Below are 23,747 nucleotides of genomic sequence, written 5' to 3'. Positions count from 1 at the left end.
AGATGCACGTCGCCTGAGTTTGCGTACACGCCCTAACGAATAGAACTTAGCGAATAGAGATAAGTTGTCTTCCAATGTATGGAAAACGCCGAACGTAGCTAGAAGGGAGAAGACGGAGAGAAAAATTCAGTGAGAGACGCCTTTGAACTCGGAAAACTCCTTATTTCAATTTAATCCATTTTCCGAATGAAACAGTGTCTTGAACGAATTTTTCTCGCAGTCTTCTCCCTTCCCGCGCATACGTAACTTTCCCGAGTCGTGATTCATGTCATAGCTTTTCCCCCTGTCTCAAGGCATCATAGACAAGATATGCGCAAGTCAGCAATCTGGGGGAGGATCATATGGCGACCATCATTTCCAACCGGCGTGTGGCGGAAGGCATTTACGTGATGCATGCGGAAGGGCACTTCGAAGCGAAGCAAGGACAATTTTTTATGGTGCGGGGCTGGGACGGCTATCCGCTGTTATCTCGTCCGTTAAGCGTGTACGATCAGGACGAACGCGGCGTGAAGTTTCTATATAAAGTGGCGGGAGAAGGAACACGGATGCTTTCGCGGATGCAGGCCGGCGACGATGTGACGCTGCTGGGTCCGCTCGGCAACGGGTTTCCGGCGGCAAAAGGCCGCACGGCGCTGATTGGGGGCGGCATCGGGATTGCGCCTCTTTTTTATGCGGCCAGGCATCTGGAGCAAGCGGATTTGTATCTGGGCTACAGTGTCGAAGTCTATGAAGAGCATGAATTCCGGTCGCTGGGGCATCCTGTCGAGATTGACCTCGGCGGAATCGTGTTGGACCGGGTGAACTTTGACGATTACGATACGCTCTTTATCTGTGGGCCGGAGCCTATGCTGCGCGCCGCCCAGATAAAGAGCGCGATGTCGTCCGGTCGGGCGAAGGTCTATGTTTCTCTGGAAAATCGGATGGCCTGCGGAATCGGAGCTTGTCTGGTATGCAGTGTAGGCTGTGAGAACGGGCGGAAAAAAGCATGCGTGGACGGCCCGGTATTCCTCGCGGAGGAGGTCGTGCTGGCATGATCGATATAACATTGGATACGGCTTGCCGCATAGGAGACGTAACCTTCAAAAATCCAATCGTGATGGCATCGGGAACATTCGGATTTGGTAAGGAATACGGCAAGCTGTACGATCTGTCCAAGCTCGGCGGAATCTCGGGAAAAGGCGTGACACTGCATCCGCGACCAGGCAATCCGGGGATTCGTGTCTACGAGACACCTTCCGGAATGTTGAACAGCGTGGGGCTGGAGAATCCAGGCGTGCAAGCCTTTTTGGACGAGGAGTGCGCTTTCTGGGAAACGTTGGATACGGTGCGGATCGTGAATCTTGGCGGAGGTACGGTGCAGGATTACGTGGAAGGCGCGCGATTGATAGACGAAGATTCGCAAAAGCGCAACCGCGAAGGGCGTCAAGCCGTCGATCTGATCGAGTTGAATATTTCTTGTCCCAATGTCAAAGCGGGCGGAATGGCTTACGGCATCAAGACCTGCATCGCTCGTGAAGTCGTACGCGAGGTTCGTGCCGCGACAACCTTGCCGCTGATGGTGAAGCTTTCGCCCAACGCCGAGGATATCGCAGACATGGCTCGGATGTGCGAGGAAGAAGGCGCCGAGGCGGTATCCTTGATCAATACGCTGTCTGGCATGAAGATCGATGTACGCAAGCGCCGGAGCGTATTCGAGAACCTGTATGCAGGGCTGTCCGGTCCGGCAGTCAAACCGATTGCGCTTCGTATGGTGCATCAGGTGTGCCAGCGCGTGAGCATTCCGGTCGTCGGGATGGGCGGAATCTCAAGCGCGGAAGATGTGATCGAGTTTATTATGGCCGGGGCTGAAGCTGTACAGGTGGGTACGTACAACTTCGTCAATTGGCAGGCGGGTGCGGAGTTGGCCGATGGCGTGGAACGGTTCATGCTTGCGGAAGGCATTCAAAGTCTGAGCGAGATTCGCGGCATTTTATAGGAGGCATACGACTTGGAGACTTATCCGTTTAACCCTGGGGATATCCGGGTAGAACGTCAGGAGACAGGGAGAGATACCTTGCTCGTGATAACGGGCGGTGCGGCGCATATCGGTGCAGTCTCCACGGCTTACCTCGAAGCAGACGAGTACAAGGTGAACACAACCCGTGTTCCGGGGCATAAAGAACATGTGCTCAGTGAGCCTGCTGCTCTGCATGCGGCCCGTTTGCTTGAGCGTACGGTGACCGTCATTATGGGGATTCATTACGACGGCCTCACGCGTGAACAAATCAGCGAAGTGAGCGACACTGTTTACCGCTTGATCGATAAGGCATTGGATACCTCGAAAAAAATGTTTTAAAAATTTACAGTCCTTGTGAAACCGATTCTGTACCTTTCTCGTAGTAGAAAGGGTAATGGTTCAAAAGAACATAGAAAAAAGCATTTTCAAGGAGGAAAAAGGGATGTCCGTTTTCAAAAGATTGCGAGATCTAACTTTGTCTAACGTGTACGCACTGATCGAGAAGGCTGAAGATCCGGTTAAATTGACGGATCAATACATTCGCGACATGCAGGAAGATCTGGCCGACGCGGAAAAAGCGGTTGCTGCCCAGATCGCGATCGAGAAAAAGTTCAAGCAACTGTACGAAGAGCAGCAAGAGCTGGTCAACCGCCGCACCGAGCAGGCGCATATGGCAGCAAAAGCTCAAAACGTTGATTTGGCCCGCCGTGCGTTGGAAGAAAAAAATGCAGCCGAGCAAAAGATGAACGAGTACAAAAACAGCTTCGATCAAAACAAAGCGGCTGCCGACAATCTGCGCGGTAAGCTGGAAGAGATGCGCAAGCAGCTTACCGAAATGAAAAACAAACGCGATACGCTGGTTGCCCGTTACAGTGCAGCCAAAGCGCAAACGGAAATCAACAAAACGATGTCCGGCTTCAACTCCGACAGCGCAACGTCCGGCTTGAAGCGCATGGAAGAGAAGATGCTGAACATGGAAGCGCAAGCCGAAGCGAGCAACGAGATGTCTTCCAAAGGCAAATCGCTCGACGACGAGTTTGCTGAATTGGGCAAAAACAGTGCGGTGGATAGCGAATTGGCAGCACTGATGAAGCAATACGAGAAAAACGAGTAAACCCAATCACAATCTATAACTCGCATAACGAAGTAAAATCAAAACAGAATAATGGCTGAAGCGCCTATTAAGCGAACAAAGCCAAGCGAAGGGGAACGTATGTACGCGGCGGCTCCCTTCGCTTTTTCATGGTTTTACATAATCGGCGCGTAAGGAGGACGGAAAGTGGAATTTTCGGATTTGGCAAGACTTGCAGTATGGACGCTTTCCGGGGCGGTACTGCTGACGCTTTTAATGGTGATCGACTCATTGTTTACGAAGTACAAAGATTTCCAGGAGATCCGCAGAGGCAATCTGGCGGTGACGATCCGTCTGGTCATGAAGATTTTTGCCCAAGCGCTCATTTTGAAATACGTGCTGGAAGGTTCTTCGAGCATCGTCAGTGCCTGGATCGTGTCGTTTATTTCGTTTGTGATTTTGCTGGCGCTGGAAAGCGCGGTGGAGTTCGTGCTGAAAAAATGGGGCGGGCTTAACCTGGACGAGGGAACGGAACGCGGGAATGTGGCGCACGGGTTGTTTGCGGGGACGCTGCATGTGATTGGCGCGATGATTATTACGGCGGCGTTGTCCATCTAGTCTCATTTGACGACGTCGGGGAAAGTCCTGTTCGTAAAAGAAGGCGAAAGGCTGCGGGGAAAATTCGTTCAAGGCGCTGTCTCACTCGAAAAAACCGATTAAAATTTTTAGTGGAAGTTTCCGAGTTCAAAGGCGTCTTTCACTGAATTTTCCCCTCCGCCTAGCGGCTTCGTTTTCGAGCAGGACTTTTTGACGTATCAAAAGAGAAGCGGCCCAGCGCCGCTTCTCTTTTTTAGTTTAGTGGGAATGAATAAGGATGGATACATGTTATAGGCTAGGGCGTGTCTTCAAACCTGCCGATGTGCATCTTTTACCGCCTTTTCGCCCTCTCCTTCGTCACTTTCTCTTGACGTGCCCCGGCACGCCTTCGAAAAAGTTCCTTGTTGAGAACGAAAATTCGGCAAAATCTGCTTCCATTGAGGTTTGAAGACACACCCTAGTCAATTTAACGCTAAATCAAGTTTAAAAAGACAAACCTTATGTCTAAATCTTAGGTCTCCTCGCCGCGGCGTTCGATGGCTTCGGACATGGTTTTGTCGGTGAGATGGGCGTAGATTTCGGTGGTTTCGGTGGAGGCATGGCCCAGTTGTTCTTTGGTTTTGTAGATATCGTTTTGCAGATAGTAATCGGTCGCGAACGAGTGGCGGAGTTTGTGGACGGTTAAGTACGGTTTGCCGAAGCGTTTGGCGTATTTGATGATCATCGCCTGAATTGCGCGTTTGGTCATGCGTTTGCCTTCTTTTTGGCCATTGGGAATGGCGAGGAAGAGGGCTTTTTCGCGTTTGGGAGCCTTGTAGTCGGATTCGCGTAGAGATAGATAACGTTCCATATCGAAACGGGCCTGATCGCGGAAATAGACCGGGGTTTTGAAGGTTTCGTCGTTATTGCCTTTGCGCATGACGTAGAGCATTTTGTTGCCCATATCCAGATCGGCGATGTTCAGGTTGACGACTTCGGAGACGCGCAGGCCGGAGTTCAGGATCAGGCTGGCGATGGAGGCGTCGCGTTCTTTGTTTTTGGCGTGGGAATAGCTGGCTTGTTTATTGTCCGCGACATCGACGCCGTAACCTTCGCGGATATAGTCGATAAACGCGAGCAATTCCTCTTCCTCCAAGATTTTGCCTTTGAGCTTGGCGGCAGTATCTTTAGGCTTATTGGTGCGCTTGATCTCGATTTTGGCCATGACGTTTCGTTTCAGAAGCGGATAAAAGTTCTCGTCTTCGGCAATTTGGCTGAGGTAGTGGAACATGGATCTTAGCGCGGACAGCTTACGGGTGACGGTGGTCCGCGAATTGGTGCCTTCCGTGCGCGTGGTCAAATACAGACGGTAGCTCGTGACATTTTCCATGCGTAGCGATTCCAGTTCCTCCAGCGTAACGTCCTTCAGAACAGTAGCAGCAGATAACCCTTCGGCGCGGAGCCAATTGAAAAAAGATTCGTAGTCCCGCACATATTCCAGCAGTGTGGACGGAGACAGGTCGGGAAGCTTGTAATCGATAAATTGCTGAACGTACCACGGCATTTCCGGCAGCTTTTCGCCGAGGCGCGCGCGGTCGATTGTTTTTTGAATGCTCATGACAGTTCCTCTTTTCGCGAATAACATAACGGTTTTACCGTCGAAACGGTCTTCTATCTGTAGTGTACCATATGTGCAATCGAAGCAGGCAAACGGTTGTTCGTCAATATTCGCACGCAAAGTTGCCGGGAAGATAGGGAGTCGGTTACGATGGAAAAGGAAGATTACGGATCATACGGGAAAAGGAGCCGAAAAGCATGGAACCGATTGTAGAGTTGGAACTTGTACCGGAGCAGCGTCGTGCGGCGATCGAGAATCTGCTTCAGTTTTACCTGTACGATTTCACGTTGTATCTGGATATTGCAGCCGATGAAAACGGAAGTTTTCCCGACTATCCGGATTTAGACGAGTTTTGGAGCAAAGCCGATCGCAAATTTCCGTTTCTGATTCGTGCCGACGACGAAATTGCGGGTTTTGCGTTGGTCGAACAGACCGATGATAGCGGAAAAAGACCGTCCTACTACATGGTCGAATTTTTCGTGCTGCAAAAGTTTCGGAGACACGGAGTAGGAGGGCGTGCGGCGGTTATGCTGTTCGACCGATTCCGCGGACGCTGGAAAATTACGCAGCTCAAAAACAACGAACCTGCGCAGCGCTTTTGGCGAAGCACGATCGGAATCTACACCAACGGTGTGTACAAAGAGCGAACGCATCCGTTTCAAGGGCATCCGAGTCAGTATTTCGAGAATTAATACCTTGTCAACTGGCGTTGACAAGATATTAAATTCGAGAATACGCTTTCTTAAAGCGGTTTGACGGGTAAAAGGACAATGGAACCAAAAGTTTACCGCCGCGAAGAGGAGGAAACAACATGGAAAAAAGAACGTACGGCAAGACCGGAATGGACGTAAGCGTGCTTGGCTTCGGGGCGTCGGAGATCGGCAGCGGAGTGTCGCAGGCCGACGTGGACAAGCTGCTGGGCAGCGCGATCGATGCAGGGCTCAATATTATCGATACGGCCGAGTGTTACGGAGACAGCGAGGAGTTGATCGGCAATTCGATCTCGCACCGCCGCGACGACTTTTATCTGTTTACCAAATGCGGACATGCCTCGCGCATCGACGGTTCCGATTGGGACCCGGTTGTCCTCGCCGCCACGATCGACCGCAGTCTGAAAAGGCTCAAAGTCGACCATGTCGATATGATTCATTTGCATAGCTGCTCGGAGGAAGTGCTGCGCAAAGGCGAAGTGATCGAAGTGCTTCAACGCGCCAAACAAGAGGGGAAAACGCGCTTTATCGGTTACAGCGGCGATACGACGGATGCGCTGTACGCGGTAAAAACGGACGTGTTCGACAGCTTGGAGACGTCGCTGAACGTAGCCGATCAAGAAATCATCGACCTGGTGCTGCCTGAAGCGATCAAGCGCGACATGGGCGTGACCGTCAAGCGTCCGATCGCCAATGCGGCCTGGTTATTCGACACGGTAGATCCTGACGATTACGCGTACGTGTATTGGGAGCGTCTGCGCGATTTGCAGTACGGCTTCCAATCCGAGCCGGACTCCGTAGGCACGGCGCTGCGGTTTACGCTGTCGACGCCGGGCGTTCATACGGCGATAGTCGGCACGACGAAGCCCGATCGCTGGCAGCAGAACGCCAAATTGCTCGAAGCGGGAGCGCTCGATCAGAAGCGTTACGACGAGATTCGCCGCCGTTGGCACGAGATCGCGCCGGCCGACTGGACAGGACGTACCTGATCGCGAACAAGAAGACGGACAGCGACCGCAGACGAACACCGTTTGCGCTCGCAAAATCCGTGACGTGATCTGAATAAATAAAGCCTCCGCACTCGCTGAAAGCGAGCCGGAGGCTTTTTGTATGGACCGAAAAGCAATGACCGTAAGCCGATACGCAACGCGTCGACCTTACAGATAAAGCTGCGAACGCATTTTAAACCAATCGAACACATGCGTCGCGAGTACCTTCAGTACGGCATAACCCGGAACCGCCAGCAGGATGCCGACGACGCCGAACAGATTGCCGGACGTCAGAATGACGAAAATGATGGTGATGGGATGAATCTTGAGCGATTTGCCCATAATTTGCGGAGAAATGAATTTACCCTCTACCAATTGCACGACCGTCCACACCACGATCATTTTGAGCAGCATGATCGGCGAAGTGACGGCAGCGACGATAATAGCCGGCGTAATCGCGATCGCAGGTCCCAGATAAGGAACGATGGCGGTACATGCGGCGACGATCGCGAGTACCAGCGAATATTCGAGCCCGATGATGCGGTAGCCGATATACAGCAGCACGCCGATACACATGCTGACGATGACCTGGCCGCGAATATACGAGCTGATCTGATGATTCGCTTCTTGAAGAACGGTCAGAGTGCCCGGACGCAGCTTCGTCGGAATAAAGCTCAGGATGTAGCCTGGCAGCTTGCGACCGTCTTTCAGCAGATAGAACAAGATGAACGGCAGCGTCACGATCGCGAGCACCAATTCTTTGACGATGCCCAGCAGACCGCCGATTCCTGTCCATGTATGATTGAGGATGGTCGTCGCCCGTTCGGAGATCGTGCTGACGATTTCTTGGGTATTCAAGTTGGTCGTGGCCTGGAATTGAGCGACCAGATCGCTGCCGATCCATTTCTCGAATTCGGTCTGGATCGTTTGGCTGTATGCCGGGAAGTTTTCGAAGAACCCCAGCAGCTGTTCCCGAATGACCGGCACGATCAGCGTGATGACGGTTACCAGGATACCGATAATCAGCAGATACAGAACCAAAATGGTATAGACCCGTTTGACCTTTTTCTTTTCCATAAAATCGACGATTGGATTCAGCAGATAATAGACGACGCCAGTCAGAATAATCGGCAGGACGATCGTCTTGATCAGCACCCAGAGCGGGTTGAAGATAAACGATATTTTGGAAAAGACGAGAATATTCACGCCGACCAGCAGCGCGATGAATAAAAACAGTACGAACTTGTTGTTCAGGAACAATCTGCGAAATCGTCCTGACCATGACCTGGGTTGGTTCATTCTACACTTCTCCATTCTTGGCTTAATCTCTACTAAAAAAACCTTCTTATGTTCAAGCATACAAAATGAACAAACGTGGTGCAAGTTAACGTATGGAAAGGAAAGAAATAGCCTGCTCCGGCTCTTTAACCGAATACGGAAGACCGTGCGCTCCAAGTAAAAGCATCAGCTGTCTAACCATTTCGGCTGACGAATAAGGCATTCCTTCTGCAAGCCACCATTCAATGAGTCCAACAATCGCAGTCGTGAGGAACTGGACGGCAATTTCCTTATTCATCCGGTCATTCTGAACAAACCGGTCGAATTGTGCTTCTACCCCTTGCTTCAGCATCAAACAAAGGCGCGAGCGAAAAGCCGGATTTCCTTCGCTGCGAACGAGCAAGGAATAAAGTTCGGCACTTTGTTCCAAATATTCAAAGGTGCGCAGCAAGGAAGTTTCAGGGCTTTCATCGGGAAGTTTCGGACGGCAACTTTCGTTCAACTCATGCAGATAACTATCGATACATTGGTTCAGTAGATCGAATTTGTCCTGAAAATGCAGATAGACCGTGCCGCGATTCACATCTGCATGGTCGGCGATCTCCTGAATGGTGATCCGTTCGAATCCTTTTTCGCGAAGCAACTCGATAAACGTATCAAAAAGAGCTTGCCTCGTTTTACGTGCGCGTCGATCCATCGATTTCTCTCCTTTTTTCTGAACAGATTACATACTCGTGTTGAGTAAGCAACAAAAGCAAGCCGATCAGTCATTGCCGCGGGTCTGTAGTCTTGATACGTTTATATTACTCAACAGATGTTTAGGAATCAACAATTGTTAATTTTTAATATCCAAAAAGAAAAAGGAGAGAAAAGATGAGAATTTTGATTTATGGAGCAGGCGTGCTAGGCAGTGTGCTTGGACAGCTATTGATGCAGAAAAAGCATGAGATTACTTTTTTGGCCCGGGGAAAAAGAGCGGATCAGCTTGAGCGAGACGGTCTGGTGATTCGGCACCATTTTCAACGCAAAACGACAACCGATCGTCCTCGCGTTATTCGCGTATTGGAACCGAATGACCGGTATGATCTGATTTTTACCGTCATGAAATACTCCGATATCGAAGCCGTACTGCCTGTGCTGGCGGCCAACATCAGCGAGCATATCGTCATGGTAGGCAATAACCCGAATATCGCGGCAACGGAAAACGAGCTGCGGCGACTGTCGGCAACGCAAAAACATCTGGCGTTCGGTTTCCAAATCGGAGGCGGCATGCGCAAAGACGATGGCACGGTCGTTTCTGTCCGTTTCGGCAAAGGCGAATTGATCGCGGGCGGATTAGACGGAGAGCCTGCTTTCCTGCCGTTGCTGCAAGAAGCGTTCGCAAACAGCAAAGGAAAATTCACCCTGCATCCCGACATCGACGGTTGGCTGAAAAACCATATCGTTCCGATCATTCCGCTCAACGCCGCTTTGCAAGCCCATAACGGCGATCTTAAGCGGATAGCGCGCGACAAAATCTTGCTTCGGCGAATCGTCGATGCGATGCAGGAAGGGTTCGACAGCCTGGAAGAAGCGGGGTACGCGATGGTTCCGGAAGGCCAGGCCAAAGCGATCCGGCGTTACGAAAAGATATTGCCTGCGTTGCTCGGCGTCTATCATCGGTTGCCGATCGCAAAACTGATTGCCGGTTCTTTCGCGGAAATCGAAGCCCTGGACCAGGAATTCCAACGGCTTACAAGAAAATCCCGCAATCCAACCCCGAATTGGAGAAGTTTATTTAAATCTTAAATCATTACATGAAAAATTCATAATAATAAAAACAAACCAAAAGTCTCGAAAAAGGAGGCCCGAATCACCCGGCGAGCATTGACGGAAACGCGGCAAAGGCCGATAATCTAAAAGGTCGCCTCAACAAATAGGTCTTTCCGATAAACGATTCGACCGAAGAAAGGAAGTTGCCTTTTTCATGCCTACCGTTTCCGCCAAAACGCCGGTCGGCCGAGCCCAGCGTCTGAAATTTATTTTGATTCTCGGTGCTTTATCCGCTTTTGGTCCACTCTCGATCGATATGTATCTGCCTGCGTTGCCTACGCTTGCGCAGAACCTCGATACCACCCAATCGCTCGCTCAGTTGAGTCTTACGGCTTGTTTGCTCGGTTTGGCGCTGGGACAATTGATCGCCGGACCGCTTAGCGATATTCGAGGACGCCGGGGTCCGCTAATTGTCGCTCTGGTTCTATACACGCTTGCTTCGCTGGCCTGTGCATTCGCCGGCTCTGTCTGGATTCTGATCGTTTTGCGATTGATTCAAGGAGCAGCGGGCGCGGCAGGGATTGTTATTTCCCGTGCGGTTGTCCGGGACTTATACGCCGGTACCGAATTGACGAAGTTTTTCACCATGCTAATGCTCGTAAACGGTCTGGCTCCGATTCTGGCTCCGATCTTCGGCGGCCTGATTCTGACTTATGTATCGTGGCGCGGTGTGTTCTCCGTTTTATGTGCAATCGGCGCCCTGATGCTTATCGCGGTCGTGCTGGCACTGCCGGAGACGCTGGAGCGCGAACGACGTTCTTCCGGCGGTCTGGGCGATACGCTTGGCACGTTCGGACAACTGCTGCGCAATCGTTCTTTTGTCGGCTATGCGTTTTCCCAGGCTTTTGTGACGGCAGGGATGTTCGCTTACATTTCCGGTTCGCCGTTCGTGATTCAGGATCTGTTTGGAGTCTCGCCGCAAGGCTACAGCCTGTTCTTCGCCGTCAACGGGTTGGGCATTGTTTTGTTCTCGCAAATCACGGGACGGCTGGTTCAGCGAACCGGCGAAAGCAAGCTGCTGGTGACGGGCCTGCTGATCGCGTTTGGCGCAGGTGTTTCTTTAACGGCAGTCACCTGGCTCGGCGGCGGATTATGGGCGATCGCGCCGCTTCTTTTCCTTGTCGTAGCAAGCGTTGGGATGGTGGCTTCGACAACGACGTCCCTCGCCATGCAAAGCCAGGAACCGCGTACCGCAGGCAGCGCTTCGGCGTTGATCGGCCTGATGCCGCTATTGCTCGGTGCCGCGGCTAGCCCGCTGGTCGGACTGGGCAGCGGAGAGACTGCATTTCCGATGGGGCTTGTAATCGGGATTGCGGAACTGCTGGCACTTGCATCGTATATGCTGTTGGTGCTGCCGGCTCGTTCGCGTTAATTTTGTATACGCAGCTTACACAAGCCGTTCCCGTACTTTGCGGGAATGGCTTGTTTGCGTTCGGCACTTATTGTATGATGGTGTTCGCGAATCAACGATTTTTTCAACCTAAAGTAGGGGGACGACAAACCATGAATCCGAAAACTCTTCATTATACAATGCCTGCCGAATGGGCGCCGCATGAACGGACGATGTTGTCCTGGCCCGTACAGGCTTCGATGGTATACCCGGGCAACTTCGAAGAAGTTTGCGGAGGATACGCCGAACTGGTCAAAGCGATTGCCGAATTCGAACCGGTGACGCTGGTCGTGAATCCGGAGGACGTCGAGCGTCTCCATCCGGTATTCGCCGGCCACCCGGTCGAACTGCTGGCGATTCCGCATAACGATGCCTGGCTGCGCGACAACGGGCCGACGATTCTGGTGAACGAAGCAGGCGAACGCGCCGGCGTCAATTGGGGCTTCAATGCCTGGGGCGGCAAATATTCCCCATGGGATCTGGACGATGCCGTAGCGCCAGCCGTGTTGGAGCACCTCCAACTGCGTCGATTCGATGCGCCGCTGGTGCTGGAAGGCGGTTCGATTCACGTCGACGGCGAAGGCACGATGTTGACGACGGAAGAATGCCTGCTGAACGAGAACCGCAACCCTTCGCTGAGCCGCGAGGAGATCGAGCAGCACGTCAAGAACTTCACCAATGTCGAAACGATCGTCTGGCTGAACCGCGGTCTGGCGGGAGACGAGACGGACGGTCATGTCGACAACGCGGCTTGTTTTGCGGCTCCGGGTAAAGTCATTATCCAAGTCTGCGACGATCCTTCGGACGAGAACTATGCCATTACTCAAGAAAATCTGCGTATCCTGGAAGAAGCGACAGATGCCAAAGGACGCAAGCTTGAGATTATCAAAATTCAACAACCGCCATATCTGGAGTACGAAGGCAGCCGACTGACCCTGAGCTATCTGAACTTCTATTTCGTCAACGGAGGCATCATCTTGCCCGTATTCGGCGCAGCAGCGGCGGAGACCGATCGTTTGGCGGAAGAAGTGCTTCAGCAAACGTTCCCGGAGCTGCGGATTCGCACGGTAGACGGCATGGCCGTTATTCGTGAAGGCGGTAACGTACACTGTACAACGCAACAAATTCCGGCGGGGCGTTAAGCGGAAAAAGAAAACGACAATCGAGAGGAGTAGGAGTTTTTTATGAGAAAAGTAAAAGTGGCCGCAACCCAAATGAGCTGTACCTGGGACATTGACGACAACATCCGCAAAGCCGAAGCGCTCGTACGCAAAGCAGCGGCGGAAGGTGCACAGGTCATTCTGCTTCAGGAACTGTTCGAGACGCCTTATTTCTGCCAGAAGGAAAAAGCAGAGTATTACCGGTACGCAACGGAATTGGAGAGCAACAAAGCCATTAACCATTTCAAGCAGATCGCCAAAGAGCTTGAAGTCGTACTGCCGATCAGCTTTTATGAAAAGAAAAACTATGCCCGCTACAATGCGCTCGCGATGATCGATGCAGACGGAGAAATCCTCGGCACGTATCGCAAAAGCCATATTCCGGACGGTCCGGGTTATGAAGAGAAGTTCTACTTCAATCCGGGCGACACGGGCTTCAAAGTGTGGAATACGCGTTACGGCAAAGTCGGCGTCGGCATCTGCTGGGACCAGTGGTACCCGGAAGCCGCACGCGCAATGGCGCTGATGGGCGCGGAAATCCTGCTGTACCCGACCGCGATCGGTTCGGAACCGCAAGATAGCTCGATCGACTCCAAGGATCATTGGCAGGCTTGCATGATCGGCCACGCGGGTTCCAACCTGATACCGGTCATCGCGTCCAACCGGATCGGCCCGGAAAGCGACGAAGATTCTTCGATCAATTTCTACGGTTCTTCCTTTATCGCAGGTCCTCGCGGCAACAAGCTTGCCGAAGCGAGCCGCGATCAGGAAGAAATCCTCACAGCCGAATTCGATCTCGACCAACTGGAGATCGATCGGATCGAGTGGGGCGTGTTCCGCGATCGTAGACCGGAGCTGTACGGTGTGCTGGCGACTTACGACGGGGAACGCAGAATCAAGCAGTAGCTGCTCAGTGCTCAGGTGAACAAATAAGGATTCATATAAAAGCAGGTTCTCCCGTTTTGGGAGAACCTGCTTTTTTGTATAGCGTAGGGAAAAGAGAGTGGCCTCGTACAAAAACCGGGCTGTGTTTCCCGTCAAGTCCGTAAATTCGGTCAACTGGCGGATTACGATTCCGGCATCTCCGGCAAATAAAGGGTGAACGAGCTGCCTTGTCCCTCGACGCTATCGAGTGTTATACATCCGCCCAGCAGTCTGGCAAACTCTCTACAGATCGACAGGCCAAGCCCGGTTCCGCCATACATGCGCTCGGTGCTGCCATCGGCTTGACGGAAAGCTTCAAAGATCACTTCGCGTTTGTCCTCGGCAATGCCGATTCCTGTATCTTGAACGGTAATGGCGATCGCGTTTCGATTCGGATCAACACGAGCATCAGGTGCGATACATGGGAGCTCTTGAATATCTATAGGATGGAGCGTGCAGGATACGGTTCCTGTTTGCGTGAATTTGAAGGCATTGGAGAGAAGATTTTTAATGATTTGCTGAAGTCTTTTGCCATCGGTATAGAAAAAGTCGGGAAGATCTTCAGCGAGTGAGATCTCAAAATGGATATTCTTCTGCTTGGCAAGCGCGTCGAATCCGTAGTGGAGCAGTTCCGGGAAGTCGCGTAACGAGAAAGCTTCCTGATTGATATCGAGCATTCCGGCTTCCACTTTCGATAGATCAAGTACATCGTTGACGATGCTCAGCAGATCTTCTCCTGAACGGTGAATAATCTCCGCATAGCTTTTTCCTTCCGTTTCGGCTTCTTCCGGGTTTTCGGCAATCAATTGCGATAAAATCAGAATACTGTTCAACGGTGTGCGAAGCTCATGCGACATGTTGGCTAGAAACTCGGACTTGTATTGCGAAGAGCGGCGTAATTCTTCGGTCATGGATTGTGCTTCATGCAGAAGACGGTCTACTTCGGCACGGCCAGAGACGCTTTGAAGCGCAATGCCAAGCGTGGAGCGAAGCTGTTCGATCAACTGGCGATGCAGCGGGGAGAAGGGCTGAAGCGAAGCCAGTTCAACGACAGCTTCGACCCGGTCTTCAGCTTCGATCGGAATAATCCAGAGCTGTTTTGGACGAAAACGACCGCTTCCCGCACGCATTAGCCCTGGATAATTGTCAGGAATATCAATAAGAATCTCCTGTCCGTCAATAGCAGCCTGACCGATCAAGCCTTCGCCCGGTAAAAAGCGTTTTTGAGTATCCTGAGGTCCATCGTCCGCGTAGGATGCAATTCGGGTGAAGCTGATCTGTTCCTCCTTTTTTTCCCGAATATAAAAGAGCCCTGAAGACGCATGTACGGCAGGTGCCACGATCGCTAAAAACATCCCTGCCAGCGCTTCTTGATTCGGAACCTGGTGATACAAAAGCACAAGCTCGTTAAGCTTGGTTTGCAGCCAATTGTTGTCTTCGATCCGCTGGTTAAACTCACCGACCCGACGGTTATGATCTTCCAAAGCACCAAGCATATGATTGTATCCATGTGCAATATTGCCGATTTCGTCATTGGTATCCACACTTAAACGGGGCATATGCTCAACGGCGCCGGGATCGAACTGATCCATCAGATCGGTCACGCGTCTAAGACTCCGCCCGGTTCCCCGAATAACCCAGGTTGCAGAGGCGACTCCGATCAGGATGATCGCCAAAGCCGAGATTGCACTGACCATTAAAATATGGCTAAAGCGCTGATCCGCTTCTTGTTGCGCAGCTTGCATTTTGTTTTCCTGCATCGTCGTGTATTCGTCCAGATTGCGAAGCAGATTCGTTCGAATGCCTTGTGCCTCCTCCACGAACAATACGGAAGCTCCTTCGGAATCGCCTTGATCCAATACGTTATCGATTCGCTCGACGACATCCATATACCGTTCAAGTCCTTGCTGAATAGAGCCGAGCAGCACACCGTTTCCATCTTTGCCGATATGAAGCTGAAGGTAAAAAAGATGAGTATAGGCGGCTTGGCTACGTCTATCGATCTGTGCCATATGGGAGGAAGATTGCTGCGGATCATTTTCGTTAATCAGATACCCGACTTCACTGTCGAGGTAGGCAAAGTTATTGCGAAAGGCCGCGGAACGACTGACTTTATCGTAGCACTCATCCATGATTTCCGATAGATTCTGCCGGACTCCATCCAGCATGGCGGCCAGAACAAAAAGAAGGATCATAAGGGCAAACAGAATAACGCCGAAGCCGAGTAGTTGTTTTTTTCGATAGCTCATCATGGGCCTGCCTGCTTTCCGGTCCGACCGGTGCGCGCTAAATGAACGCACGTATGCGGTCGGTTCTGTAATAGATTGGCTTTCTACACGTTGTTTACCTTAAAGACGGAAGCTTGAAGCAAAAGGGGAGGAGAAGATATACAAGCGGACGCGGATATGTTAAACTATTCACAATTAAAGATTTATCATTTTGAACGGTGAAAGGAGGTGAATCCTTTGCTCGATATCCAGGATTTGCTCCCTTATTTATTTTCGATCAGCTTATTATTGATCTTGCGTTATTTTTACCTGTTGTTTTTGTATGGCGGGTTGTCCTTTACGTGGTTTATTGCCGGGAATTACGATTATCGGAACTATTTTAATCTTATTCCTGCGCCCCACGGTACAGACGCGCCTTCCAGGCTTAGTCGGATGATCCGGCGCCGTGAGGCTCCCGATGATGATGGCGGCGATTGCTTTTCCTCGTGCGATGACGTTTATTCGAACTCACGAGGAGGAGCAACAACATGGAACAAGGCAACGTACAGTCAAAAGGATTCATTTTCAGCTCGAAAAGAGGTAAGTTTTTAGCTTTATCCGTATTGATCGGTCTGGTCGTTCTGTTGTCGGGATGCGGTGCGCAAAGCGGTGAAATCACCAGCTCGACGCCGGGATTTTTTAACCACTACATCGTATTCCCGATCTCGTTTCTGATTCAGCATCTGGCAGGGTGGTTCGGCGGCAGCTACGGGATCGGCATTATCTCTATTACGTTGATCGTCCGCTTGGTCCTGTTCCCGCTGATGATGCGTCAAGCCCGTTCGCAGCAACAGATGAAAGTCAAGATGAGCGTGATGCAGCCGGATATGGACGCACTGAAAAAGAAATACGAGAACAAGAAAGACCCTGAACAACAGAAACAAATGCAGCAGGAAATGATGGCGATCTACCAGAAGCACAAGTTCAATCCGCTGAATATTGGCTGTCTGCCGATTCTGATTCAACTGCCGATTCTGTCGGGTCTGTATACGGCGATCCGGCTGACCCCGGAACTGTCGACGCATTCGTTCTGGTGGTTCAAGCTGGGTTCGCCGGACTGGATCATGGCAATTTTGGTGGCGATTCTGTATCTGGTGCAAGCGAAAGTGTCGCAATACAGCATGACGCCGGAACAGCGCAAGCAGATGGCGATCATGGGCTATATTTCGCCGATCATGATGCTGTTCTTCTCCTTCAGCGCACCGGCGGCTATGCCGCTGTACTGGATGGCGAGCGGTACGTTCCTGCTGCTCCAGACGCTGTTGTTCCGCAAAATGTATCCGTCCGACCCCGATTCCATTGCGGCTATGCAAGCCCAGCTTCCTGCAGTCGAAGAATCGGATAAGCCGGATAACGGTAACGACAAGCCCGGAAAAGGCAAACCCAATACCAAATCTTCGCAAGCCGCGTCGGTCAAAACGTCCAAAACAACGGGTACGGCCAAGACCGGCAAAGGCGCGAATACGACGGTCAACCGGAATCACGCCGCGAAAAAAAGCGGTAATGTGCCTGTAAAAGGCAGCAAAAAACCGGCGAAAGCTTAAAAGAAGCCCACTTGCGAAAAGCTTAAACTCAATCTTTTCATTTATGATTTACTAAGACGAGTCCCAAACATCATATCGCGATTCGGTGACGAAGCACGTCCCGCTTATTCTTCGGAATAGGTCGGGGCGTTTTTTTGTGTTCAAGCTTGACGCCTGGTAGCAGAAAAAACACGCCTTCCATGCAAGCGACGATTAAGCTTGCCGGAAGGCGTATCGTTGAAGCGATATGATGCGAGTGAAGCCGATTTGAAGTGACCTGACGCAATAGTCTAACTTACCGCACCGCCGACTGGCTCATATTCGCCGTCCGCATAAAGTTCCCGATGATCTGATGCCCGATTCTTCCTCCGGCGGTCAGCAGCGATTCCGGATGGAACTGAACGGCATAGATCGGCAGTTCGCGGTGACGGATGCCCATGACCACGCCGTCTTCCGAACGCGCCGTTACTTCCAGCGATTCCGGCATCGTATCGGCGTGCAGGGAGTGGTAACGGCCGACCTTGAACGCGCCGTCGATCCCTTCGAATAGCGGGCAATCCGCCGTAGCCGTGACGTAAGCGGGCTTGCCGTGCTGCGGAACGCCCAGGATGCCCAGACTTCCGCCGAAGTATTCGACGATGCCTTGCAAGCCGAGGCAGACGCCGAACAGCGGAACCTCGCGCTCCAATGCCAGATCCAATACCTCGCGCATCCGGAAATCGTCCGGTCGTCCCGGTCCCGGCGACAACACGATCCCGTCAAAAGCTTCGCCGTTGCGCAGCACGCGCAACGCAGCCGCGGTACGAAGAACCAGCACATCGGCTCCCGTTTCTTTGAAGTAACCCGCCAGCGTATGCACGAAAGAGTCTTCATGGTCGACGAACAGCAATTTTTTCCCCGCCCCCGGTTGGTTGGAAGCTTGTTCCGATGCGGAAAGTGCTGCTGCGCCAACCGTGCGATTGCCGCGAACCGCTTTGAGCAGCGCCGCGCCTTTCGTCAGCGTTTCTTCTTCCTCTTCCGCGGGAATCGAATCGTACAGCAGTGTCGCGCCGACCCGGATTTCGGCTACGCCGCCGCGAATCCGAATCGTGCGCAGCGTCAAGCCGGTATTCAAGCCGCCGTCGAAGCTGTAAAATCCGACAGCGCCTCCATACCAGTCGCGCGGGGAGTCTTCATGGTCTTCGATCCAGCGGATCGCCGCCTTTTTGGGAGCGCCCGTGACCGTAACGGCCCACATATGCGTCATAAAGGCATCGAGCGCGTCGCAGCCTTCCCGCAGCGTGCCTTCCACATGGTCGACCGTATGGAACAGATGGGAATACGTCTCGATCTGCCGATGCCCGATCACATTGACCGAACCCGGTTCGCAGACACGCGATTTGTCGTTGCGGTCAACGTCGGTGCACATATTCAGCTCGGCTTCGTCTTTGTGCGAATTGAGCAGTTTGCGGATTTGCTCGGCGTCCTCGATCGGAGAAGCGCCGCGTTTGATCGTACCGGAGATCGGGCACGTTTCCATCCTTTTGTTTTCGACCCGTACGTACATTTCCGGCGACGAACCGACTAGATGCTCCGTGCCCAGATTGACAATAAAGCCGTATGGACTCGGATTGATCTCGCACAGTCGGCGGAAAACGGCGGAAGGCGCTTCCGGGCAAGGCTCGTACAGCGTCTGCGTCGGTACGACTTCGAACAGATTGCCGACTTTGAATTCTTCGATAGCGGTGTCGACCAGGCTTGCGTAACGTCCCGGAACATATTCCGGCAGTTGCGGCGCGGAAGTTGCGGAAGAAACCGAAGTCGCGGTCGGCGGCGTCGAGCGGTCAAGTCCGGCAGTCGAACGACCCTCCAGCGCGAAATCGTACCTCAGCTTGTACGCTTGGCCCATTTGACGGTCGACCATAACGATCTCGTCCGGCAGGTACAATACGACATCCGGACGTTCAAGCGTACGTTCGTGCTTAAGCGGCATCGGTTCGAACTGGAACACCAGATCATAGCCGAACGCGCCGTACAGACCGAGCTGCGAGTCTTCCGGAGCTTCGAGAGCGTTTTTAATGCTGCGGATCAGCGTGAAAATCGACGGGCGACGAGTACGATCTTCTTCGGACAACAGTTCGTCTTCGTCTTCTTGATGCAAAATAGAGCCGGAGATCAGACCGCCGTCACGCGATAGCTCGAATACCGGATCGTTGGACAGATGGTGATGCAAAAAATCAAGCAGCAGATCGCCGCGTTCGTTCAAAGATTGAATCTCAAAAAGACCGCGCGAAGAGCGAAGCTCGATCGGCGGGTTCAAAAATCCGACGTCCCATCTCGAATAACGGCCCGGAAATTCATAGCCGCTGGTGAACAGGGCGCCGCGATGGCTATCGATTCGGTCCAGAATAGGAGATACCGCCTCGGATGAGTCAAGAGGGGTCAGGGTGCGTGTGATTTCCAGGTTGCCCTGGGTTGCGTACGTCGTTTGTTGTGGACTGAGAGTGGCTTGAAATTTCACTTTTTCTCCTCCTTCGATTGGAGCAAGGTTGGAGAGAAAAGAGAAAGAAAGTGATGGATATGCGATTGAAAGTGGGGACTCGGCTCCGCTCAACTTGTCTCTGCTCTTGTCTCTGCTCAGGCTCTGCTGGTGTAGGGTAAATCGGCTCGGTATTGCGTGCGGACTCTTCCGCGGGCAGTCCGGCTCTCCGGACTTACCGCACATCATACCCGGTTGGCAGGCCGCTTGTCAATCCCGAGTCCGCGCATTGTCATTTTACCATATGTATGATAATATCTGTTCACGCTCAAAGCGTAAGAATAACGAGTAAGATTCCAAATCAAAAAAACGCGAGTGATGGGAAGAGTACGGTCGCATGATTGACTACAGAGAGTCCCGGTAAGCTGAGAAGGGATGCCAAAAGTCGACCCGAACCAAGCCCCGTCCGACAAGCCTATGAGCCACATAAGGTTCAGAGGTTGTCCGCAGCGTTTCGGAATTCCGATCAGGAAGGATGAAGCGACAGGTGCTCCTGTTATAGAGCCAGGGTATAACCGTGCGAATGCCATACGGCATAGTTACGACGTACCTGATGAGGTCGTTTGCCGCGAGGCGGCGACGAATCCGGAGTGGCACCGCGAACAATATCCCGCCTCCGAGACGATACGTCTTGGAGGTGGGATTTTTAGTTTGCGCTCGACGTTGCCGAGGCAACGCCAATTCGGAGATTCGATTGAGGAGGTTTTATTGTTGACTACGTTTGAACATGAAAATAAATACGCAACCATCCATAAACCGGAACATAAGCTGGACGCGGACGCAGAGCATTTTATCGGCAAAATCATTCAGCAGGATCTGGATGCCGGAACTTATTCCCGCCCGATCGCCACACGTTTCCCGCCTGAGCCTAACGGATACCTGCATATCGGCAGCGCGTTTGCTATTTTAACCAATGCAGGGATGGCGGAGCGCTTCGGTGGTACGTTCAATCTGCGCTTCGACGATACCAATCCGTTGAAAGAAGACATGAAGTACGTTCGTGCGATCGAAGTGGATATTCGCTGGCTGGGGCTGGAACCGGAAGTCTTTTTCGGGTCGGATTACGCGGAACAAATCTACGAGTCGGCACTGGATTTGATCCGAAAAGGAAAAGCTTACGTCTGCGATCTGACTCCGGCAGAGATGGCGGAGTATCGCGGTACGCTGACCGGGCCGGGAACCGACAGCCCGTACAGGGAACGTTCCATCGAAGAAAATCTGGATTTATTCCGCCGTATGCGGGCAGGAGAATACGAGGCGGGAGCCAAGGTGCTGCGTGCCAAGATCGATATGCAATCCCCTAATCCGACGCTGCGCGATCCGGCTCTTTACCGGATCATTCACGCTCCGCATTACCGGACGGGAGATACTTGGTGCATCTACCCGATGTACGATTTTGCCCATCCGATTCAAGACGCCATTGAGGGCATTACGCATTCCTTGTGCTCGATCGAATTCAAAGACCATCGTCCATTGTATGAGTGGGTAATGAATGAACTGAATATTCCAGAAGCTCCTAAACAAAAAGAGTTCGGACGTTTAAACATTACCGGAGTCGTGACCAGCAAACGTTATTTGAGAGAACTTGTCGAAGGCGGATTCGTGTCCGGTTGGGACGATCCTCGTCTTCCTACGCTGATGGGCTTGCGTCGAAAAGGAGTGACTCCCGAGAGTATTCGCCGCTTCATTCGCGACGTTGGCATGATTCGAACGTCCAGCACGGTCGACATCGCTTTGTTGGATCATGCCGTGCGTCAGGACTTGAAGCCCAAAGCAAAAAGCATCATGACCGTGCTCGACCCGATCAAATTCGTCATTACCAATTATCCGGCAGGAGAGACCGAATGGCTGGATATCGAAAATAACGCCGAAAACGAATCGATGGGCAAACGACGAGTGCCGTTCGCTCGCGAGCTGTATCTGGAACGGGAAGACTTCATGGAAGAACCGATCAAGGGATTTCATCGTCTGGCTCCCGGAAAAGAAGTCCGATTGAAAGGCGCGTATTTTATCACCTGCACGGAGATCATCAAAGATCCTGCAACCGGGGAGATCCTAGAGCTTCGCGGAACCTATGACCCGGCTACGCGCAGCGGAACCGGCTTTGATGCCCGCAAAGTCAAAGCGACGCTCCACTGGGTTTCGGTTAAGCATTCTGTTCCGGCGGAAATTCGTCATTATGGTCCTTTGTTGAAGCCGGATGCTCGGTTGATCGAATCGGGCAACGAATGGGCAGCGCTCGTCGATCCGAATTCCTTGGTGAAAATCACCCATGCGCGAGTAGAATCCGGTGTGAAAGATGCGTCGGCAGGGGATCGTTTTCAATTTATTCGCCATGGTTATTACGCGCTTGACCCGGATCTGGGAGCTTCAGGTGAACGGGTGTTTAATCGGATCGTTTCGTTAAAAGATTCCAAACATAAAGCTTCCAAATAAACAAAACGCTTCGCTCCGGCGGAGCGTTTTCTATGGAAAATAACCCAAACGACTTGCCAGATTAATAAAAGGGGTTTATAGTGAACGTATGAGCAATTACTCATATGTGTTAGAAAGAGGGCGAGTCACATGAGTCAAATCCCAGATAAACCAAAACCATTCGCAAAACACGGTTCAAATGAACATCAGATTCATGACAGTCATGAACATGACCACAACCACTCCGATTCTCACCATCACGATCATCACTCACACAACCCTGACGGCCATGCGGGTCACTATCATGCAAGTAGCTCCAATAGTCGCCGCAGAGCCCATAATCTTAGCGGCCACGGTCATTCGCATGGGCCGGGAGGTCATTCCCACACGCATAATGCCAACAAAAAGGCGCTTAAATTATCTTTTTTCCTGATCGCATCCTACATGATCGTCGAAGTCATCGGGGGTCTTGTTACAAACAGCTTGGCCTTGTTATCCGATGCAGGCCATATGCTGAGCGACGCCGTAGCACTTGGACTCAGCCTACTCGCTATGATCTGGGGCGAACGTCGGGCAAGCAGTGCCAAGACGTACGGATATAAACGCTTTGAAGTTCTTGCAGCTTTCCTGAACGGTCTGGCACTGCTGGGCATCTCGTTATACATTTTCTACGAGGCGTTCCAGCGCTTCTCCGATCCGCCGAGCGTTATGAGCACAGGCATGCTGACGATCGCTGTTATCGGCCTGCTCGTCAATATAACGGCCGCTTATTTGTTGATGCGAGGCGATACATCGGAAAATCTGAATATTCGAAGTGCTTTCCTGCACGTCATCGGAGACTTGCTCGGCTCGGTCGGCGCAATCGTGGCGGCAATTCTGATCATGGTTTTCGGTTGGGACCTTGCCGACCCGATCGCCAGCGTAATCGTAGCCGCTTTGGTTCTTTTAAGTGCTTACCGCATTACGCGCGACTCCGTGCATATCCTGATGGAAGGCACCCCGGCGGGGTACGATGCCAACGAGATCCGCGAACAATTGTCCAAAATTCCGGGCGTACAAAACGTACACGACCTGCATATCTGGTCCTTGTCCTCCGATCTCCCGCTGCTCAGCGCTCACCTTATGCTCAGTAACGCAGCCGACGGCCCCACCGTCCTAACCCAAGCCCGCCATCTCCTAACCGAAGAATTCGGCATTTCGCACATCACCATCCAACTCGACCTTCCAGGCTTCGATTGCAAAGTGAAAGACGGCGACTAATATCTGGAGTAAAAATAAGACGCTAATCTGTTCCACAACGCCAAAAGGGAAGCCCAATTTCGGGCTTCCCTTTCTTTACTTACTACCCCAACAAGCTCCTGATTGCTAACGAAGCTCGCAGCGGAGGGAGAAATTTCAGGTCAAGACGCCTTTGAGCAACGCGAGACAGCGTCTTGTGAAGCATTTCGAAGAAATGCACTTCGGAAGCCTATGCTGGCAATTTCTCCCGCAGAGCCCCC

At 52.1% G+C, this 23,747-nt stretch carries 19 protein-coding genes and 1 pseudogene; 15 read left to right on the top strand and 5 right to left on the bottom strand.

Translation table 11 applies throughout. From position 1 onward, the window contains the following. The first annotated feature begins 341 nt into the window (after nucleotides 1-341). The 5 genes from WKI47_RS02830 to WKI47_RS02810 all read left to right on the top strand — a co-directional run bounded on the left by WKI47_RS02830 (nucleotide 342) and on the right by WKI47_RS02810 (nucleotide 3,686). On the top strand, nucleotides 342-1,034 hold the full coding sequence (locus WKI47_RS02830; protein WP_340225674.1) for a dihydroorotate dehydrogenase electron transfer subunit: 693 nt from the start codon (nucleotides 342-344) through the stop codon (nucleotides 1,032-1,034). Then, on the top strand, nucleotides 1,031-1,975 hold the full coding sequence (locus tag WKI47_RS02825) for a dihydroorotate dehydrogenase (protein ID WP_340225673.1): 945 nt from the start codon (nucleotides 1,031-1,033) through the stop codon (nucleotides 1,973-1,975). Before WKI47_RS02830 ends, WKI47_RS02825 begins: the two co-directional genes overlap by 4 nt. 12 nt (nucleotides 1,976-1,987) lie before the next feature. Continuing rightward, a complete protein-coding gene (locus WKI47_RS02820; protein WP_340225672.1) occupies nucleotides 1,988-2,335 on the top strand; it encodes a hypothetical protein in 348 nt (115 codons plus the stop codon). Nucleotides 2,336-2,438: 103 nt separating this feature from the next. Then, nucleotides 2,439-3,110 carry a PspA/IM30 family protein gene (locus WKI47_RS02815; RefSeq protein WP_340225671.1) on the top strand — a complete coding sequence of 224 codons (672 nt, stop codon included), beginning with the start codon at nucleotides 2,439-2,441 and terminating at the stop codon, nucleotides 3,108-3,110. A gap of 165 nt (nucleotides 3,111-3,275) precedes the next feature. After that, on the top strand, nucleotides 3,276-3,686 hold the full coding sequence (locus WKI47_RS02810; protein ID WP_340225670.1) for a DUF350 domain-containing protein: 411 nt from the start codon (nucleotides 3,276-3,278) through the stop codon (nucleotides 3,684-3,686). A gap of 490 nt (nucleotides 3,687-4,176) precedes the next feature. Here WKI47_RS02810 and xerS read toward each other — a convergent pair whose 3' ends face one another. Further along, on the bottom strand, nucleotides 4,177-5,262 hold the full coding sequence (gene xerS, locus WKI47_RS02805; protein WP_340225669.1) for a tyrosine recombinase XerS: 1,086 nt from the start codon (nucleotides 5,260-5,262) through the stop codon (nucleotides 4,177-4,179). A 197-nt stretch (nucleotides 5,263-5,459) separates the two neighbouring features. Between xerS and WKI47_RS02800 the strand changes: the two genes are divergently transcribed. Both WKI47_RS02800 and WKI47_RS02795 read left to right on the top strand, forming a co-directional pair. Further along, the gene (locus tag WKI47_RS02800; protein WP_340225668.1) at nucleotides 5,460-5,954 is read left to right on the top strand and encodes a GNAT family N-acetyltransferase; all 495 of its coding nucleotides are present in this window, start codon (nucleotides 5,460-5,462) and stop codon (nucleotides 5,952-5,954) included. A gap of 119 nt (nucleotides 5,955-6,073) precedes the next feature. Next, entirely contained in the window at nucleotides 6,074-6,961 is an 888-nt protein-coding gene (locus tag WKI47_RS02795; protein ID WP_340225667.1) for an aldo/keto reductase, read from the top strand. A gap of 168 nt (nucleotides 6,962-7,129) precedes the next feature. Here the strand turns inward: WKI47_RS02795 and WKI47_RS02790 are convergent, their stop codons facing one another. Continuing rightward, complete coding sequence (locus WKI47_RS02790; RefSeq protein ID WP_340225666.1) at nucleotides 7,130-8,260, bottom strand: AI-2E family transporter; 1,131 nt, start codon at nucleotides 8,258-8,260, stop codon at nucleotides 7,130-7,132. 85 nt (nucleotides 8,261-8,345) lie between these two features. Continuing rightward, nucleotides 8,346-8,882, bottom strand: a complete 537-nt coding sequence (locus WKI47_RS02785) for a TetR/AcrR family transcriptional regulator (RefSeq protein WP_340225665.1) — start codon at nucleotides 8,880-8,882, stop codon at nucleotides 8,346-8,348. 230 nt (nucleotides 8,883-9,112) lie between these two features. Here WKI47_RS02785 and WKI47_RS02780 point away from each other — a divergent pair, with 230 nt between their 5' ends. The 4 genes from WKI47_RS02780 (at nucleotide 9,113) to aguB (ending at nucleotide 13,507) form a co-directional block, all read left to right on the top strand. Further along, nucleotides 9,113-10,027, top strand: a complete 915-nt coding sequence (locus WKI47_RS02780) for a ketopantoate reductase family protein (protein WP_340225664.1) — start codon at nucleotides 9,113-9,115, stop codon at nucleotides 10,025-10,027. Between the two features lie 178 nt (nucleotides 10,028-10,205). Further along, entirely contained in the window at nucleotides 10,206-11,423 is a 1,218-nt protein-coding gene (locus WKI47_RS02775; protein ID WP_340225663.1) for a Bcr/CflA family multidrug efflux MFS transporter, read from the top strand. Nucleotides 11,424-11,554: 131 nt separating this feature from the next. Continuing rightward, nucleotides 11,555-12,583 carry an agmatine deiminase family protein gene (locus WKI47_RS02770; protein ID WP_340225662.1) on the top strand — a complete coding sequence of 343 codons (1,029 nt, stop codon included), beginning with the start codon at nucleotides 11,555-11,557 and terminating at the stop codon, nucleotides 12,581-12,583. A gap of 42 nt (nucleotides 12,584-12,625) precedes the next feature. Continuing rightward, the gene (aguB, locus tag WKI47_RS02765) at nucleotides 12,626-13,507 is read left to right on the top strand and encodes an N-carbamoylputrescine amidase (RefSeq protein WP_340225661.1); all 882 of its coding nucleotides are present in this window, start codon (nucleotides 12,626-12,628) and stop codon (nucleotides 13,505-13,507) included. A gap of 161 nt (nucleotides 13,508-13,668) precedes the next feature. On the opposite strand, the gene WKI47_RS02760 is transcribed toward aguB, so the two are convergent. Then, the gene (locus WKI47_RS02760; protein WP_340225660.1) at nucleotides 13,669-15,777 is read right to left on the bottom strand and encodes an ATP-binding protein; all 2,109 of its coding nucleotides are present in this window, start codon (nucleotides 15,775-15,777) and stop codon (nucleotides 13,669-13,671) included. Nucleotides 15,778-15,990: 213 nt separating this feature from the next. On the opposite strand from WKI47_RS02760, the gene WKI47_RS02755 reads away from it, so the two are divergent. After that, complete coding sequence (locus WKI47_RS02755; protein ID WP_340225659.1) at nucleotides 15,991-16,344, top strand: hypothetical protein; 354 nt, start codon at nucleotides 15,991-15,993, stop codon at nucleotides 16,342-16,344. Next, nucleotides 16,281-17,081 (top strand): annotated as a pseudogene (gene yidC, locus WKI47_RS02750) (membrane protein insertase YidC); the annotation flags it as partial. The gene WKI47_RS02755 and the pseudogene yidC, both read left to right, overlap by 64 nt. A 529-nt stretch (nucleotides 17,082-17,610) precedes the next feature. Here the strand turns inward: yidC and WKI47_RS02745 are convergent. Beyond that, on the bottom strand, nucleotides 17,611-19,815 hold the full coding sequence (locus WKI47_RS02745) for an anthranilate synthase component I (protein ID WP_340225658.1): 2,205 nt from the start codon (nucleotides 19,813-19,815) through the stop codon (nucleotides 17,611-17,613). Between the two features lie 729 nt (nucleotides 19,816-20,544). On the opposite strand from WKI47_RS02745, the gene WKI47_RS02740 reads away from it, so the two are divergent. Continuing rightward, complete coding sequence (locus tag WKI47_RS02740) at nucleotides 20,545-22,269, top strand: glutamine--tRNA ligase/YqeY domain fusion protein (protein ID WP_425355426.1); 1,725 nt, start codon at nucleotides 20,545-20,547, stop codon at nucleotides 22,267-22,269. Nucleotides 22,270-22,398: 129 nt separating this feature from the next. Then, nucleotides 22,399-23,508, top strand: coding sequence for a cation diffusion facilitator family transporter (locus WKI47_RS02735; protein ID WP_340225657.1), 1,110 nt, complete (start codon nucleotides 22,399-22,401; stop codon nucleotides 23,506-23,508). The last annotated feature ends 239 nt before the right edge of the window (nucleotides 23,509-23,747 follow it).

It is taken from the genome of Saccharibacillus sacchari (assembly GCF_037722395.1).
In the GTDB taxonomy this organism is placed as follows: domain Bacteria; phylum Bacillota; class Bacilli; order Paenibacillales; family Paenibacillaceae; genus Saccharibacillus; species Saccharibacillus sacchari_A.
Note: the sequence above shows the minus strand (reverse complement) of the source record. Positions and strands in the feature narration are given on the sequence as shown.

Excerpts from the sequence above, each read along its gene's own strand:
- WKI47_RS02830 (WP_340225674.1), top strand. The coding sequence starts at position 342 with ATGGCGACCATCATTTCCAACCGGCGTGTGGCGGAAGGCATTTACGTG.
- WKI47_RS02825 (WP_340225673.1), top strand. The coding sequence starts at position 1,031 with ATGATCGATATAACATTGGATACGGCTTGCCGCATAGGAGACGTAACC.
- WKI47_RS02815 (WP_340225671.1), top strand. The coding sequence starts at position 2,439 with ATGTCCGTTTTCAAAAGATTGCGAGATCTAACTTTGTCTAACGTGTAC.
- xerS (WP_340225669.1), bottom strand. The coding sequence starts at position 5,262 with ATGAGCATTCAAAAAACAATCGACCGCGCGCGCCTCGGCGAAAAGCTG.
- WKI47_RS02800 (WP_340225668.1), top strand. The coding sequence starts at position 5,460 with ATGGAACCGATTGTAGAGTTGGAACTTGTACCGGAGCAGCGTCGTGCG.
- WKI47_RS02795 (WP_340225667.1), top strand. The coding sequence starts at position 6,074 with ATGGAAAAAAGAACGTACGGCAAGACCGGAATGGACGTAAGCGTGCTT.
- WKI47_RS02790 (WP_340225666.1), bottom strand. The coding sequence starts at position 8,260 with ATGAACCAACCCAGGTCATGGTCAGGACGATTTCGCAGATTGTTCCTG.
- WKI47_RS02780 (WP_340225664.1), top strand. The coding sequence starts at position 9,113 with ATGAGAATTTTGATTTATGGAGCAGGCGTGCTAGGCAGTGTGCTTGGA.
- WKI47_RS02775 (WP_340225663.1), top strand. The coding sequence starts at position 10,206 with ATGCCTACCGTTTCCGCCAAAACGCCGGTCGGCCGAGCCCAGCGTCTG.
- WKI47_RS02770 (WP_340225662.1), top strand. The coding sequence starts at position 11,555 with ATGAATCCGAAAACTCTTCATTATACAATGCCTGCCGAATGGGCGCCG.
- aguB (WP_340225661.1), top strand. The coding sequence starts at position 12,626 with ATGAGAAAAGTAAAAGTGGCCGCAACCCAAATGAGCTGTACCTGGGAC.
- WKI47_RS02760 (WP_340225660.1), bottom strand. The coding sequence starts at position 15,777 with ATGATGAGCTATCGAAAAAAACAACTACTCGGCTTCGGCGTTATTCTG.
- WKI47_RS02735 (WP_340225657.1), top strand. The coding sequence starts at position 22,399 with ATGAGTCAAATCCCAGATAAACCAAAACCATTCGCAAAACACGGTTCA.